This window comes from Streptomyces sp. Qhu_M48, assembly GCF_051305195.1.
In the GTDB taxonomy this organism is placed as follows: domain Bacteria; phylum Actinomycetota; class Actinomycetes; order Streptomycetales; family Streptomycetaceae; genus Streptomyces.
Window position 1 is genome coordinate 3,282,813 of the sequence record NZ_CP195432.1, and the last position, 14,075, is coordinate 3,296,887.

At 69.3% G+C, this 14,075-nt stretch carries 14 protein-coding genes and 1 pseudogene; 14 read left to right on the forward strand and 1 reads right to left on the reverse strand.

Translation table 11 applies throughout. From position 1 onward, the window contains the following. Positions 1-26 precede the first annotated feature (26 nt). From ACRRSS_RS15010 to ACRRSS_RS15020, 3 genes and pseudogenes are all read left to right on the forward strand, one after another. Entirely contained in the window at positions 27-782 is a 756-nt protein-coding gene (locus tag ACRRSS_RS15010; protein WP_435971712.1) for a (Fe-S)-binding protein, read from the forward strand. After that, positions 779-2,184 (forward strand): annotated as a pseudogene (locus ACRRSS_RS15015) (lactate utilization protein B). Before ACRRSS_RS15010 ends, ACRRSS_RS15015 begins: the two are co-directional and overlap by 4 nt. After that, the gene (locus tag ACRRSS_RS15020; RefSeq protein ID WP_435971713.1) at positions 2,181-2,813 is read left to right on the forward strand and encodes a LutC/YkgG family protein; all 633 of its coding nucleotides are present in this window, start codon (positions 2,181-2,183) and stop codon (positions 2,811-2,813) included. The pseudogene ACRRSS_RS15015 and the gene ACRRSS_RS15020 overlap by 4 nt, the downstream one beginning before the upstream one ends. A gap of 485 nt (positions 2,814-3,298) precedes the next feature. Here ACRRSS_RS15020 and ACRRSS_RS15025 read toward each other — a convergent pair whose 3' ends face one another. Beyond that, positions 3,299-3,754: a MarR family transcriptional regulator gene (locus tag ACRRSS_RS15025; RefSeq protein ID WP_435971714.1), complete on the reverse strand. Its 456-nt coding sequence runs from the start codon at positions 3,752-3,754 to the stop codon at positions 3,299-3,301. A 130-nt stretch (positions 3,755-3,884) separates the two neighbouring features. Here ACRRSS_RS15025 and ACRRSS_RS15030 point away from each other — a divergent pair, with 130 nt between their 5' ends. The 11 genes from ACRRSS_RS15030 to ACRRSS_RS15080 all read left to right on the forward strand — a co-directional run bounded on the left by ACRRSS_RS15030 (position 3,885) and on the right by ACRRSS_RS15080 (position 13,952). Then, on the forward strand, positions 3,885-5,075 hold the full coding sequence (locus ACRRSS_RS15030; protein ID WP_435971715.1) for a PP2C family protein-serine/threonine phosphatase: 1,191 nt from the start codon (positions 3,885-3,887) through the stop codon (positions 5,073-5,075). 199 nt (positions 5,076-5,274) lie between these two features. Further along, positions 5,275-6,963: a SpoIIE family protein phosphatase gene (locus tag ACRRSS_RS15035; protein WP_435971716.1), complete on the forward strand. Its 1,689-nt coding sequence runs from the start codon at positions 5,275-5,277 to the stop codon at positions 6,961-6,963. A gap of 62 nt (positions 6,964-7,025) precedes the next feature. Continuing rightward, positions 7,026-8,093 (forward strand): cobalamin B12-binding domain-containing protein, encoded by a 1,068-nt coding sequence (locus ACRRSS_RS15040; protein WP_435975337.1) that lies wholly within the window; start codon positions 7,026-7,028, stop codon positions 8,091-8,093. Further along, complete coding sequence (locus tag ACRRSS_RS15045; protein WP_435971717.1) at positions 8,053-8,451, forward strand: STAS domain-containing protein; 399 nt, start codon at positions 8,053-8,055, stop codon at positions 8,449-8,451. Before ACRRSS_RS15040 ends, ACRRSS_RS15045 begins: the two co-directional genes overlap by 41 nt. A 179-nt stretch (positions 8,452-8,630) precedes the next feature. After that, positions 8,631-9,434 (forward strand): alpha/beta fold hydrolase, encoded by an 804-nt coding sequence (locus ACRRSS_RS15050; RefSeq protein ID WP_435971718.1) that lies wholly within the window; start codon positions 8,631-8,633, stop codon positions 9,432-9,434. Further along, a complete protein-coding gene (locus tag ACRRSS_RS15055; protein ID WP_435975338.1) occupies positions 9,434-10,738 on the forward strand; it encodes a PP2C family protein-serine/threonine phosphatase in 1,305 nt (434 codons plus the stop codon). The genes ACRRSS_RS15050 and ACRRSS_RS15055 overlap by 1 nt, the downstream gene beginning before the upstream one ends. After that, entirely contained in the window at positions 10,735-11,088 is a 354-nt protein-coding gene (locus ACRRSS_RS15060; protein WP_435971719.1) for an STAS domain-containing protein, read from the forward strand. The genes ACRRSS_RS15055 and ACRRSS_RS15060 overlap by 4 nt, the downstream gene beginning before the upstream one ends. 555 nt (positions 11,089-11,643) lie before the next feature. Further along, positions 11,644-12,195, forward strand: coding sequence for a DUF5994 family protein (locus tag ACRRSS_RS15065; RefSeq protein WP_435971720.1), 552 nt, complete (start codon positions 11,644-11,646; stop codon positions 12,193-12,195). Between the two features lie 4 nt (positions 12,196-12,199). After that, positions 12,200-12,445 carry a hypothetical protein gene (locus ACRRSS_RS15070; protein WP_435971721.1) on the forward strand — a complete coding sequence of 82 codons (246 nt, stop codon included), beginning with the start codon at positions 12,200-12,202 and terminating at the stop codon, positions 12,443-12,445. A gap of 405 nt (positions 12,446-12,850) precedes the next feature. Then, the gene (locus tag ACRRSS_RS15075; RefSeq protein WP_435971722.1) at positions 12,851-13,123 is read left to right on the forward strand and encodes a hypothetical protein; all 273 of its coding nucleotides are present in this window, start codon (positions 12,851-12,853) and stop codon (positions 13,121-13,123) included. 625 nt (positions 13,124-13,748) lie between these two features. Then, the gene (locus ACRRSS_RS15080; RefSeq protein WP_435971723.1) at positions 13,749-13,952 is read left to right on the forward strand and encodes a cold-shock protein; all 204 of its coding nucleotides are present in this window, start codon (positions 13,749-13,751) and stop codon (positions 13,950-13,952) included. Positions 13,953-14,075: the final 123 nt, after the last annotated feature.

Genomic DNA, 14,075 nt, shown 5'->3' on the forward strand with positions numbered 1-14,075 from the left:
TACCGAACGAAGCGAAGGACCCCGCGATGCGTGTCGCTCTCTTCCTCACCTGTGTCAACGACACGCTCTACCCGGACACGGGCCGTGCCGTGCTGCGGCTGCTGAACCGCCTCGGCGTCGACGTCGACTTCCCACCAGGCCAGACCTGCTGCGGCCAGCCGCACTACAACACCGGCTACCGCAAGCAGGCGGAACCGCTCCTCCACCGGTTCGCCGAGGTGTTCGCCGGCTACGACGCCATCGTCACCCCCTCCGGCTCATGCGCGGCGATGGTCCGTGAGCTCTACCCGCGGATGGGTGAACGGGCCCGGTCCGAAGGCCGCGGGGACACCCTGGCCCGGGCGGCCGCCGCCGTCGTGCCCCGGACCTACGAACTCACCGAGTTCCTCGTCGACGTACTCGGGGTGACCGACGTCGGCGCGTACTTTCCGCACAAGGTCACCTACCACCCGACCTGCCACGGCCTGCGCAGCCTCGGACTGGGTGAACGACCCAGGCGGCTTCTGGAGGCGGTGAAGGGCCTCGAACTGGTGGAGCTGCCGGGTGCCGAGGAGTGCTGCGGTTTCGGCGGTACGTTCGCGGTGAAGAACCCGGACGTGTCGGCGGCGATGGGCACCGACAAGGTCAGGGCCGCCGTCGCCACCGGCGCGTCCGCCCTGTGCACCGCGGACAACTCCTGCCTGATGCATATCGGCGGCATCATCCGCCGCCTGGATCACGACATCCGCCCCCTGCACATCGCAGAGATCCTCGCCGGCACGGAAGAAGACCCCCTGACATGAGCGGCACCTACCTCGGCATGCCTGCCTTCCCCCAAGCCGCACGGGAAGCAGTCGGCAACACCACCCTGCGCGCGAACCTGCGCAACGCGACCCACACCATCCGCGACAAGCGAGTGAAAGCCGTCGCCGAACTGGATGACTGGGCGGCCCTGCGCGAGGCCGGCAAGCAGATCAAGGACGGCGTCCTTCGCAACCTGGACACCTACCTGCTGCAGTTGGAGGGGGCGGTGACGGCGGCGGGCGGCACCGTGCACTGGGCCGCCGACGCGGCCGAGGCCAACCGGATCGTCACCGGCCTCGTGAGGGCCACCGGCGAGACGGAGGTGGTCAAGGTCAAGTCGATGGCCACCCAGGAGATCGGGCTCAACGAGCATCTGGAGGCCGAGGGCATCGCCGCCTACGAGACGGATCTCGCGGAGCTGATCGTGCAGCTCGGCGACGACCGCCCCTCGCACATCCTGGTCCCGGCGATCCACCGCAACCGGGCCGAGATCCGGGACATCTTCCTGGAGAAGATGGTGAGTTGGGGGCGTCCGGCGCCCGAGGGGCTGAGCGACACCCCGGCCGAGCTCGCCGATGCGGCCCGGCTGCACCTGCGGGAGAAGTTCCTGCGGGCCAGGGTCGGGATCTCGGGGGCGAACTTCATGGTCGCCGAGACCGGCACCCTCGTCGTCGTCGAGTCCGAGGGCAACGGCCGCATGTGCCTGACCCTGCCCGAGACCCTCATCTCCGTCGTCGGCATCGAGAAGGTGGTGCCGTCCTGGCGGGACCTGGAGGTGTTCCTCCAGACGCTGCCCCGCTCCTCGACGGCCGAGCGGATGAACCCGTACACGAGCATGTGGACCGGCACGAGCGACGACGACGGGCCCTCCCGTTTCCACCTGGTCCTGCTCGACAACGGGCGTACCGACGCCCTCGCCGACGAGGTCGGCCGCCAGGCCCTGCGCTGCATCCGCTGCTCGGCCTGTCTCAACGTCTGCCCGGTGTACGAACGGGCCGGCGGGCACGCGTACGGCTCCGTCTACCCCGGACCGATCGGCGCGATCCTCACCCCCCAGCTACGGGGCACGACGAGCGAGATCGACGCCTCCCTGCCCTACGCCTCGACGTGTGCCCGGTCGCCATCGACATCCCCGAGGTACTGGTCCACCTGCGCGAGAAGGTGGCCGGGGAGAGCGGACACCGCATCGAGAAGGCCGCCATGAACGCCGCAGCCTGGGCGTTCGACCACCCCGCTGTCCTCGCCGCCGGCCAGCGCGCAGCCTCCCTCACACGCCACCTGCATCCCTCCCGTCTGCCGGGGGCAGGACGCGCGTGGACCGACAGCCGTGATCTGCCCGCCATCCCCGACCAACCCTTCCGCACCTGGTGGAAGCAGCAGGCAGGAAAGGACACCCGGTGAACAGCCGACAGCGGATGCTCTCCCGCATCCGAGACGCGATAGGCACGCCATCGCCGGAGGGTATCGATCACACGGTGACCCGCGCCTACGCGCAGGAACACGGAACCCGTACCGCGCGGGAGACGGCCGATCTCCTGGCAGAGACAGTGCGGGAGTACCGAGCCGGCGTCCACCGCAGCAGCGCCGCTCACCTGCCCGGACTCGTCGCACACCTCCTGGAGCAGCGGGGCGCTGCCAGGGTGATCGTGCCGCGGGGGCTGCCCGGCGACGTACTCGCCGCTGTCAAGGCGGAGGTCCACCGCGAACGGGCCGAGCTCAGCGCCGCCGACCTCGACGCCTTCGACAGCGTGATCACGGGCTGCGCGCTCGCCATCGCCGAGACCGGCACGATCGTGTTGGACGCCGGACCCGACCAGGGAAGCCGACGCATCAGCCTCGTACCCGACCACCACATCTGCGTCGTCCACCCCCAGCAGATCGTCGGATCAGTCCCGCAGGCCATCGAACGCCTCTCGCCCACCCGGCCCATGACCTGGATCTCCGGCCCCTCGGCCAGCAGCGACATCGAACTCGACAGAGTCGAAGGCGTCCACGGCCCCAGAAGTCTCGACGTGGTGATCGTCTCCTGATCGTGATTCCAGCTGTGTGCCGCACGGCAGCTCGTCGTCGCCCACCTGTGGTGCGCGGACACCAAGCGCGGCCGGCCACCGAGTTCGGCATCGGCGTCGGGAGCCGCGTTGCGGCGTTCGTGCGTCCCGGCAGCCCAACCGCCGGGACGCGCGGCAGGAGGGACAGGACCCCGCCGGGAGCTGTGGGCACTGAGTCAGGCTGCTGACCGCGGTGGGGGGAAGCTGTGGCAGCGCCCGCCCCGGAGAGCCGTCGTACCTTGCCCCGGGCTGACGGTCCGCGGATCGGACCTGCCGCCGCGCGAGCACATCGGGCGGCGACGCAAAGGGCGCACCTCGGCGGCGCCCGGGCTTCCGGCCCCGCCATGCGAGGGGCGTCTCAGAAGCGGGGCCGAAGGGGGGAGGGCCTTCGAGACCCTGGTGCCGTCCGGCGGTGGGGCTCCTCTACGCGCACCACCCATGACAGCAGAGTCTCCCGCGGGGTCGGCTCACGCGGACTCGTGGTGCGGGTTGGCCTCTGCGGGTTCGGCGACCGCGCCGCACAGTGCTGTGAGTCCGATGGCGAGGGCCTGCTGAGCGTCGGGACTCATCCGGCTCATGGCCTGGCGGAGGGCCTGCTCCCGGCGGCGCCTGATCTGGTGCAGGTGCGCTATGCCGCTGTCGGTGAGTTCCAGCCGTACTTCACGGCGGTCCTGAGGGGGCGGGGTCCGGCGGAGGAACCCCGCGGCCTGAAGGCGGTCGCAGAGGCGGGTGACAGACGGAGCGGCGGCGGAGAGGCGACGGCCCAGCGCGGTCAGGGTGATGCCGGGATCCCGCTTGATGATGTACATCACCCGTGTCTGAGCGGGGGACAGCGGCGCGGTGCCGAGGGACCCGCGGCCGTGCTCCCAGGCGACTTCGAGCAGCTCCAGGACTTCGCTGATCTCTGGCACGGCGTGAGACATCTGCTGTTGGTAAGGGGCGGAGACCTCGCGCATGTGACACTCCCGAGTGGGCTTTCCGTGCCTGCTCCGACTGGTCGATGTGGACCGTCGCATAGACGAAGATATGTGAAGGAAAGTAGGTACGGTACCGATGGACAGACCCAGTGCGGTCGAGCGCTCTCTGCGCGAGGCCGCGCCCCACGAGATCTTCGACGTGACCCGCTCCCTCATCCAGCGTCGCCATGACGCGTCGGCGGTGGAGCTGCTCATGGCCGACTACGCCATGACGGTGCTGCAACCCGTGGGCGTACTGCCGCACACCCGTCAGCCGGTTTCGGTCCACGGCAGTGCTCCTGGCCGTGCGTTCGGCGCCCAGGAACCGCACTGTGTGTACGACGGCGCCGGCTCCACGGTCGCCGTGTACCTGCCGGTCAGCGTCCGAGGCGACCGGCTGGGGGTTTTGGCAGTCACTGTACAAGTCGAGGACGGCAAACTGCCTCCGGGCGTTCTGGAGGATCTTCAGCAGTGCGCCAACGCGCTGGCGCATGAGGTGGTCGTCGCGGAGCGGGACACCGATCTGTTCCTGCAGGCGCGACGGGTGGAACGGCTGACCCTGGCGGCCGAGATGCAATGGCAGTTGCTGCCGGGGCGCTCCTGCGAGAGGCCGGAATACAGTCTCGGCGCCCAGCTGGAACCCGCCTACGCCATCTTCGGCGACAGCTTCGACTGGTCAGCCTCGGCCGACGACCTGTACGTGACCGTGAGCAACGGCATGGGCGAGGGGATCAACGCGGCGCTGCTGACCAATCTCGCCATCAACGCCCTGCGTAACGCCCGCCGGGCCGGCCTGGACCTGGGCGCCCAGGCCTACCTTGCCGATCAGGCGATTCACGGGCAGCACGGGGGGAGCCAGTTCCTGTCGACCCTGCTCCTCCGCTTCCACCTGCCGACGGGGAGCGTGGAGATCATCGATGCCGGTTCGCCGCGCGTGTGGCGCGTGCGCAAGGGCAAGGTCGAAGCGATCGAACTGGAGGCGCAGATGCCCTTGGGCATGTTCGAGGACACCTCCTACGTTCCCCAGCACTTCCAGGTCGAACCCGGTGATCGGCTGCTCTTCATCAGCGACGGCGTCTACGACGCCCTGTCACCGGCAGGCGAGAAGTACAGCCTGCACGCACTGGCCGCGTCGATCAACAGCACGCGGCTTCTTCCTGCCCCGCAGGTGCCCAGAGCGATGCTGCAGGAGCTGCTGGGGCATCGCGGACCCGGCCCGGCCGCAGACGACTCCCTGGTGATGTGCCTGGACTGGTACGGCCGTTCTTCCCCAGGAGGGGAGCGATAGCCCGCCGCACGTCGCGCGCATGACCTTCCTGTGAAGGTCATGCGGCTTTTGTGTGAGAGGCACGCGTGGCACACCTCTTCCGGACGATGGAGACCCGGGGTCGGGTTGCTATCGGAGGCACAGCCGGGCAATGCTTGCCGCACGGCAAATAATTCTCCAGCGGGAAGGTGGTGCGGTCCGCCCGAGGCGGACCCTCCCCATGAGCTCGACCGAGGGGGTCTCCATCACGAGATCCGAGCAGTGCTCCGCGCCCGGCCTGTGGGCTCTCGCGCCCTATCCCGTGATCATGGCTGACGAGAGCGGCACCGTCGTGGAGGCGAACCCGGCCGCCACCCAGCTCATGAAGAGCGCCGTAGCCGGAGCGAGCATGCCGGACGCGGTTCCCGACTGGCTGGCGCGGGCCCATCGGGAAGCGGTCCTGCACAGGCGACTCATCGCCCAAGGGCGTGCGGAAGGTGGGCGCGGTGCTCTTCTTCCCGTGACGGGGCGGATCGCCGCGTACAGCTTCGAGGCGCATCCCACCCTGAGCCAGGAGGGGAACGTGGTGTGGTGGCTGATCGACGACACGGACCGGCGGCTCGCCGAGGACGCCCTCGTCGCCGAGCGCGCACGCACCAGATTCCTGGCAGAAGCGTCCAACTTCCTCGCGGCCTCGTTGAACACCGACCGCTGCATGGCTACCGCGGCCGAACTGGCCGCCGGATACTTCGCGGACGCCGCGGTCGTGATCACCGCACCCTCCGGGAGGAGACTGCCCGTCGCGTGGGCTCTCACGGGGCAGGAGGCCACCCGCGTTCTGCTGACCGCCGACCCCTCTCAGGTGCCCGGCCTCAGCGAGGCCCTGCAGGGCTTCCCGCCCGTGCCCACCCGCTGGATCGACCCCGCGGCTCTGCCGGACTGGATCGTCCCGCAGGGGTTCACCGGCACAGTCGGTTCGGTCGTCATCACCTCCCTCCCCGGATTCGGAGCGGCGGCGGGAGCCTTGATCCTCCTGCGCCGCTCCGACCGTGCCCAGTTCAGTGAGAACGAGGAGATCTTCGCCCGCCTGTTCGCTGCCAGAGCCGGCGCGACCCTGGCTTCGGCCCGCCTCTACAGCGACCAGAGCGCCACAACCCGGACCCTGATGCGTGAACTGCTTCCTCCCCCGCTGCGCCGGCTCAACGGGGTGGAGATCGCCGGCGGCTACCGGCCCGCCGAGGCCGACGAGCGGGTCGGCGGTGACTTCTACGACGTACACCCCGGCAGCACCCCGACGGACGCCTCCCTGGTGGTCCTGGGCGACGTGTGTGGAAAGGGCCTGGAGGCAGCGGTCCTCACCGGTAAGATCCGCAACACCCTGCAGGCGTTGCTGCCCATGGCCGACGACCACGGGCGCATGCTGGAGCTCCTCAACGGAGCCCTCCTGAACTCCCACAACACCCGCTTCGCGACACTGGTCATGGTCTCGATACAGCGCGCGGACAGCCACGTCCGGCTGCGCCTCACTTCCGCCGGCCACCCCGCTCCCCTCATCGTCCGTATGGACGGCAGTGTCGAGGAGGTCCCCACGCAGGGCACTCTCATCGGTGCCCTCCAGACGATCAGCGTCCAGTCCGTCGAGGCCGTACTGCACCCGGGTGAGACCTGCCTGCTCTACACCGACGGCTTCACCGAGGCCCGTGGCGGACCGTTCGGCGACGAACTGTTCGGAGAGGAACGACTCAAACACGCTCTGTCCGAGTGTGTCGGCCTGCCCGGGGAAGCCGTCATCGAGCGGATCCAGATGCTCGCCTCGCAGTGGCTCCGCGACGGCAGCCATGACGACATGGCCGTCATCGCCATCAGCGCCCCTCCCACCAACCACCTGAGCGCCGTGGACGGTCACACCAGGGGCAGGTACACCTCGTGATCACCGGTATCCCGCCCGGCGACGGGACCATCCAGGACCTGCGGGGCGAGCTGTGGTCGGCCATGACCAGCAACGACGAATTCCAGGCCACGGGCGTCGTTCTCGCCGCGCTGGAGAGCGCCCTGGGCGCGGAGACCGTCCTGCTCGATCTCATCGCACCGATGCAGGCGAAGATCGGAACGGAGTGGGCGGCCAACCGCCTCAACGTCGCGCAGGAACACGCCGCCAGCGCCATCGCCGAACGCCTCATCACGGCAGTCGCCCACCACCCCACCACACGCACCCCACCGACCCTCGGGCGGATCACCGTGGCGTGCGTGGACCGGGAATGGCATGCCCTGCCGGCCCGCCTCCTCGCCGAGGTCCTCACCCTGCGCGGTTGGCAGGTCGACTTCCTGGGCGCCCAGGTCCCCACCGCTCACCTCATCACCCACCTCCACACCCATGGTGCGGACGCCGTCGCGCTCTCCTCGTCGATCCCCACCCGGCTGCCCACCGCCCATACCGCGATCACCGCGTGCCAGGCCATCGGGATCCCAGTCCTTGCCGGTGGAGCGGCCTTCGGGGCGGACGGCCGCTACGCCCGCCTCCTCGGTGCCGACGCCTGGGCTCCTGACGCCCGCCAGGCGGCCGAGAGGCTCGCGACCCGAATCCCCCGGCACAACCCCACCCCCGCGCGGCATCAGACCGACGACCTGCCCCACCTCTCCGATCAGGAGTACACGTTCGTCGTCCGCTCTCAGGGCCAGCTCGTCAGGGAAGTCCTCACGCAACTGAGAGGAGAGTTCCCGGCGATGGCCACCTACAGCGCGCGGCAGCACGAGCGCACCGCCGAAGACATCGCACACATCGCCGAATTCCTGGGGGCCGCGCTCTACACCGACGACGACGACCTGTTCACCACGTTCATCACATGGACCGCCCGCATACTCACCACCCGCCACGTTCCCGCCGATTCCCTCCATCCCGTCCTGAACATCCTGGCCTCCCAGCTCAAGGACTTCCCCCGATCCACCCGGATTCTCGACCGGGCGCGCCTCGCCCTGACGGCGCATCCGGAACAGCCGGAACACCACTCGGAGCTCCCGCATGACCCGCCTGCCCCAATCCCCCTTCACCGTCACCGTTGAAGCCGGCTCGGGCACCGCATATCTCTACCTCGCCGGTGACCTCGACCACGACACCAGCGACGAACTGGCCCAACACGCCGACCGGTGCCTGGACGCGCACCCGGACCTGCGCGATCTGCGTCTCGACTGCACGAGGCTCCGCTTCTGCGACACCATGGGGATCTCGGCACTGCTGATGATCCACCGCAAGACCACGGCCCGGAACATAGGGCTTCATCTGGACAACCAGCCCGCGTTTCTCGACCGCATCCTGAACACCACCGGAGTCCGGCACCTCTTCTCGTCGTCGTGCGCGTTCCAGAAGGAAGAGCAGGCCCTCTCCGGCAACCCCTCGCCGCCGCATGCCCCTCAGGACTGAGGAGCTCGTACGGCCCCGGGGGACAGCGGTACAGCGGTTGACACCAGGCCGGTGATCTTTGATTCGGCGTGCGAGGCGATGAGCGGTGCGTCGCTGAGCGGGGGCGGTCGTAGCCCTGCGGAACCCCGGGCGCCAGGCCTCTGCATCCGGGTGCGTCGGGGGATGGGAAACTGGCGGGTATGGATATCCGTCGTAGGAACAACGTCACCGTCACAGGCTGTACGGACGGGCCGGTGCTCCTGCTGGCGCACGGGTTCGGCTGTGATCAGAACATGTGGCGCCTGGTGGTTCCCCCGCTGGCCGAGAACTACCGGGTGGTGCTCTTCGACTACGTGGGCTCGGGCCGGGCGGACCCGTCCGCCTGGGACGAACGGCGATACAGCTTGCTGGAGGGCTACGCCCAGGATGTGCTGGAGGTCTGCGAGGAGCTGGACCTGCGGGATGTGACGTTCGTGGGGCACTCGGTCAGCGCGATGGTCGGCGTCCTCGCGTCAGCGAAGGCGCCGCAGCGGTTCTCCCGGTTGGTGATGGTCGCGCCCTCGCCCCGCTACATCGACGACGACGGCTACCGGGGCGGGTTCAGCGCGGACGACATCGACGAGCTGCTGGAGTCGCTGGAGTCGAACTATCTGGGCTGGTCGGCGGCGATGGCCCCGGTGATCATGGGGAACGCGGACCGGCCGGAACTCGGGCAGGAGCTGACCACCTCGTTCTGCGCGACCGACCCGGACATGGCCCGGGTCTTCGCCCGCACGACGTTCCTGTCCGACAGCCGCACCGACCTCAGGACAGTCACGACGGCGACGCTGGTCCTGGAGTGCAAGCAGGATGTGATCGCTCCCCGTGAGGTCGGCGCCTACGTCCACGCGGCGATCCCCGGCAGCCGCCTGGTCACGCTGGACGCGACGGGGCACTGCCCGCAGCTGAGCGCACCACGGGCCACCGCGGGCGCGATCATCGAGTTCATCGAGACCAGCCCGTGATGTGCCGGACCGGCCAGGCGCCCGAGCCGGGTGAGGAGCAGGACGTGGACGCCACGGACGTGGTGTTCACCTCGCTGCTGGAGGACAGCGCGGAGGAGCTGTACGAGCAGGCCCCGTGCGGATATCTGTCGACGCTGATGGACGGCACCATCGCGAAGATCAACGCGACGCTGCTGGAATGGCTGGGACTGGAACGGTCCCGGGTGGTGGGGCGGATGCGGTTCACCGACCTGCTCACCGTGGGCGGCAAGCTCTACCACGAGACGCACTTCGCGCCGCTGTTGCAGATGAAGGGCGAGGTCAGCGGAATCGCCCTGGACATCAAGGCTGCCGGCAAGCAGCGGATGCCAGTGCTGGTCACCTCGAAGGTGAAGACCAGCGAAGACGGCGAGCCCCTGCTGATCCGCACCACTGTCTTCGACGCCCGCGACCGCCGCGCCTACGAGGCGGAGCTGCTGCGCGGCCGCAAGGCGGCTGAGGAAGCCCGCCGGCAGGCTGAAGCGGCCGGCCGGCGCGCGGAGGCTGACCGCGTCCGGCTCCAAGAGGCGCTCGCCGTCCTCCAGCAGAGCCTGCTGCCCTCGCAGTTGCCCGCGGTGCCGGGGTTGGAAGCCGGTTCCTACTACCACACGGCCTCCCCGGATCTGCTGGGCGGAGACTTCTACGACCTGTTCCCCCTGGGCGGCGACCGGTGGGCGTTCTTCCTCGGGGACGTGTGCGGCAAGGGCCCCCAGGCCGCCGCGGTCACCTCACTGGCCCGCTACACCCTGCGCGCCGCCGCCCTGCACGATGCCGACCCGGTCACCGTGCTCACCACCCTGAACACGGTGCTGCACGAGCGGTATGCCAGCGGCGAGGGCCGCTACTGCACCGCCATATTCGGGGTCCTGGAACCCGAGGAGGGCCATGTCGGTCTGCACCTGGCTTCCGGCGGACACCCCTCCGCGCTGATCCAGCGCGCGGACGGCAGCGCCGACTACCTCCCCACTCCGGGCGGGCTGCTCGTCGGCGTCCTGCCGGAGGCCCCGTTCACGGCCGCCCGCGCCCGGCTGCTGCCCGGCGACACCCTGCTCCTGTACACCGACGGCCTCACCGAGGCACGCACCGGGCCGGACCGTGAGCTGTACGGCGAGGACGCCCTGCGTGCTTTCACCACCGCCCAGCCGCCGGCGGGCCCGCGGGCCCTGATCACCGCCCTGAGCGGGCTGCTCGCCTCCTTCGGCGACGGGCTCGACGACGACACCGCACTGCTCGCCCTCGGCGTACCCGCCCCACTCCCCACCACCGTGAGTGACAAGCTGACATGAGCCCACTGACGATCACCGCCCGAGATGCCGCCACCGGTCCCGTACTGGAGATCACCGGTGAGCTCGACCACGCGACGGCACCCGAACTGCGCAAGGCCGTAGGCGGCCTGACGATTGCCCCGGGGCGGCTGTTGGTTCTGGATCTCGCCGGTCTGGCCTTCTGCGACTCCAGCGGAATCAGCGCTCTGCTCTCGGCCCGGAGCCTGACGGTCGAGCAGGGCGGCGCCATAGCCCTCGCGGCGGTCCCCGCCAACACCGCCCGCATCCTGGGCCTCGTCGGTCTGGACCAGGTCTTCACCATCCACCCGAACGCAGCGACGGCCACCGCCGGCAGCTCCGCCGCCCGCTGATCCTGCCCCGTGCGGCCGTCAGCCGGGGAGTGCGGCGTTCGGGTGGGGCTGGACCTGGAGCCGTGTGCGGAGGTCGATCTCTCCCTCCGGGCAAGGGACAGTGCTCAAGATCAGGTCCGTGGAGACAGGGCAGGCTGATCAGCAGGAGGTCGCAGGTCGAGCCAGGCACCCATGGCTCACCGATCGGCATCCTGTGCTCCAGATCCGGCTGCTGCCTTCCGCAATGGTAGGAGGCGTTCATGGCCGTGAGATCGATCAACCGCTGGTCGCGGACGTGAGCCGCCAAGACGACTCCAGCCCGTGACCGTCCTTCTCCACGGCGCCCAGCATCCGACGGTCACACAGGCCCATTCTTGGCACGCGCCCCGAATGCGCGACACCGGAACATGCGGACCCACCAGTCTCGCCCCTGGTCAGACGGCTCGTCCGGCCGCAGGGCGGAGTACGCTGAAGATACCGGGAGTAACTCGAACACCCGCTCCCACGCGGACGTCGTTTCCGGCGATCAAGACACTAGGCCGCCCTGCAGGGCGGCCTGGGGACGGGTCCGCGGTGATGACCACCACCCTCGCACCCCTGCGTTCGGCGCGCCTGTCGCTGACGCGGAAGACCGCACTCCCTGGTCTCTTGGACGGCTCTTGGTGGCCGCGTTCGCGTGATCTCGCCGCCCAACTGCCGTCCCTGGTCGACGCGCTGGAAGAGCACTGCGGACGCGTCACACGCGTCACCGTGAACCCCACCCGCTGGCCCGTCGTACCGCACAAGGTTCCCGCCACCGGGCACACCGTCCATGTCGGCTGGTTCACCGAACAGGACCCCGACAAGATTATTCTTCTCGCCTCCACCGTCGGCCGCTGTGACCTGCTGGTGATCCCACCCGAGACCGAACCCGCCGCAGCCGCCCGGCTCATGACGGCTGCCGCCCTCCGCGGCAGCAGCATCACCGCAGGTGCCCTGATGTTCGACGAGGCCGCGGCCGGTCGCCGCATGCGCGGCGCCCGAAGCAGCGAAAACGCCTGGGAGACCGACGGCGGAGCCGTGATGCCGCTCCGGCACCCAGTCGCCGGCGCACGGATGATCCCCATGCCGGGGAACCCGCGGAGGTGACGTCATGGAGACCATGATCGCGCTCGCGGCAGTCGCCCTGCTGATCGCGCTCGGCACGCACCTCATCCACCGGCTCAACGCCCAGCACGACGCACGCATCGCGGCCCACCACTTCAGCGACCCCTTTCCTGCCATTTTCCGGCCGGCCGGCTACCGTCACCTCACGGCGACAAGGCAAGGTGCGTCGGCAGGGCAAGGTGCGTCGGCAGGGCAAGCCTCCCGCAGCAGGCTCACCAGCACCGGGCCCTGACCACCTCGGACCACTCCTCCGACCGAAGGCGGTAGGTGGGGCACCCGACACCCGGGACAACCCACCCGCCGGCCTCTCGCTCGCCCGTGAAGGGGCCACGCCCCGTGTACCCCATCGACCCGCGATCCTGACCTCGGCCGGACACACGAGATCCGCACCGGCGCCGCCACCGCCGAAGCCGCCCGCGCGGTCGCCGAAGTGGTCCGCGGCTCCTTCGCCGGACGGAACGGCGCAGTTGCCCCGTCCCCGACGGCGGCGCCCGGCTCCACCTCACGGTCGACACCGAATGCGCCGCGACCCTGCCCTCTCCTGGCTCACCACCAGCAGACCCTCCACCCGCACCGGCGCCCACGCCGACGAAGCCCGAGCCGCAGCGGGTCTCCGTATGAACCGAAGGACTCGATCATGGCGACACTCCGCGAGCGACAGGTCTACCGCGAACGGGTCCTGACCGCTCTCTACGAAGCCGTCGAAGGCAACCGACTTCTCGGAGTCCCGGGGCGGAAGCTGCGGAACGACCTGCGCATCCCGGAGGAAGACCTGGCCGCCGCCTGCACCTACCTCTCCGGCGAGGACCTGATCACCATCGACTGGGAACCGGGCAACACACCCGCGATGGTCGCCCTCACCCACCAGGGCATCCGCCGGATGGAAGCCGAAGAGGAAGCACGCGGCTGAGCCGGACCGCCCCCCGGCCCGCTCTCCCTCCCTGCCCGTCCGGCCCGCAGTCGTACAATGGAGACGGATCCGGCACGCTCACGTGTGACGATCCGGAAGGGCGGCCTCGGCGGAGTGAATGCGCTGGGGCCGTTGTGACGACCGCCGCCATTGGCGCGCGCACCTGACACCCCATGTCGCCGGGCTAGCTTTTACGAGGTCCGGTCCGAGGACGGGGACGGGCATGGGTGTGTCTCAGGGAGAGGACTCGCCGGCCTACGCCCCGCAGAACGCAGGTTCCGATGACCTGCCGACGCCGCAGCCGGTTGACGTCTTTCTTCCGAAACACCTCATTACGGAGTGCGTGAATACCTGTGTTCGCGGCCTGAGATTTTAACGGCCATCGCGGAGAGGGTTTTTGTCGGCGACACACAGGGGGAAATATTCGCCGCACGCGGGCTACGGCGACGTGCTACTGTCGATCTCAGTTGCAGTTTTGGTACCCAAAAACTTCAAGCGCCTCCGGCCGGCCGCGTGCCGTACGGAAGCGCTTTGTATTTCCGGTCATTTCCGGGCAGGGCATCATCGCGGCGACACGGCATCCGTACGGTACGGATGCCGGCGTACTGCCCCAAGGAGATATGACATGGCTGCTGGCACCGTGAAGTGGTTCAACGCGGAAAAGGGTTTCGGCTTCATCGAGCAGGACGGTGGCGGCCCTGACGTGTTCGCCCACTTCTCGAACATCGCCGCCTCCGGCTTCCGCGAGCTCCAGGAGGGCCAGAAGGTCTCCTTCGACATCGCGCAGGGCCAGAAGGGCCCGACGGCCGAGAACATCGTTTCCGCCTGACGCTGACGCGTAAAACGTAGCTGGGGCCCGCATCCCTCGGGGTGCGGGCCCCAGCTGCATGCGTTTCGCAGGGCCCTCACGCGCACCTGCGGATCTCGCATTTCTTTCACGCCTGCTTGTGCC

What these genes read in the sequence shown, in the direction of transcription:
- ACRRSS_RS15010 (WP_435971712.1), top strand. Translation starts at nt 27, where the DNA reads ATGCGTGTCGCTCTCTTCCTCACCTGTGTCAACGACACGCTCTACCCG.
- ACRRSS_RS15025 (WP_435971714.1), bottom strand. Translation starts at nt 3,754, where the DNA reads ATGTCTCACGCCGTGCCAGAGATCAGCGAAGTCCTGGAGCTGCTCGAA.
- ACRRSS_RS15030 (WP_435971715.1), top strand. Translation starts at nt 3,885, where the DNA reads ATGGACAGACCCAGTGCGGTCGAGCGCTCTCTGCGCGAGGCCGCGCCC.
- ACRRSS_RS15035 (WP_435971716.1), top strand. Translation starts at nt 5,275, where the DNA reads ATGAGCTCGACCGAGGGGGTCTCCATCACGAGATCCGAGCAGTGCTCC.
- ACRRSS_RS15040 (WP_435975337.1), top strand. Translation starts at nt 7,026, where the DNA reads ATGACCAGCAACGACGAATTCCAGGCCACGGGCGTCGTTCTCGCCGCG.
- ACRRSS_RS15045 (WP_435971717.1), top strand. Translation starts at nt 8,053, where the DNA reads ATGACCCGCCTGCCCCAATCCCCCTTCACCGTCACCGTTGAAGCCGGC.
- ACRRSS_RS15050 (WP_435971718.1), top strand. Translation starts at nt 8,631, where the DNA reads ATGGATATCCGTCGTAGGAACAACGTCACCGTCACAGGCTGTACGGAC.
- ACRRSS_RS15055 (WP_435975338.1), top strand. Translation starts at nt 9,434, where the DNA reads ATGTGCCGGACCGGCCAGGCGCCCGAGCCGGGTGAGGAGCAGGACGTG.
- ACRRSS_RS15060 (WP_435971719.1), top strand. Translation starts at nt 10,735, where the DNA reads ATGAGCCCACTGACGATCACCGCCCGAGATGCCGCCACCGGTCCCGTA.
- ACRRSS_RS15065 (WP_435971720.1), top strand. Translation starts at nt 11,644, where the DNA reads ATGACCACCACCCTCGCACCCCTGCGTTCGGCGCGCCTGTCGCTGACG.
- ACRRSS_RS15070 (WP_435971721.1), top strand. Translation starts at nt 12,200, where the DNA reads ATGGAGACCATGATCGCGCTCGCGGCAGTCGCCCTGCTGATCGCGCTC.
- ACRRSS_RS15075 (WP_435971722.1), top strand. Translation starts at nt 12,851, where the DNA reads ATGGCGACACTCCGCGAGCGACAGGTCTACCGCGAACGGGTCCTGACC.
- ACRRSS_RS15080 (WP_435971723.1), top strand. Translation starts at nt 13,749, where the DNA reads ATGGCTGCTGGCACCGTGAAGTGGTTCAACGCGGAAAAGGGTTTCGGC.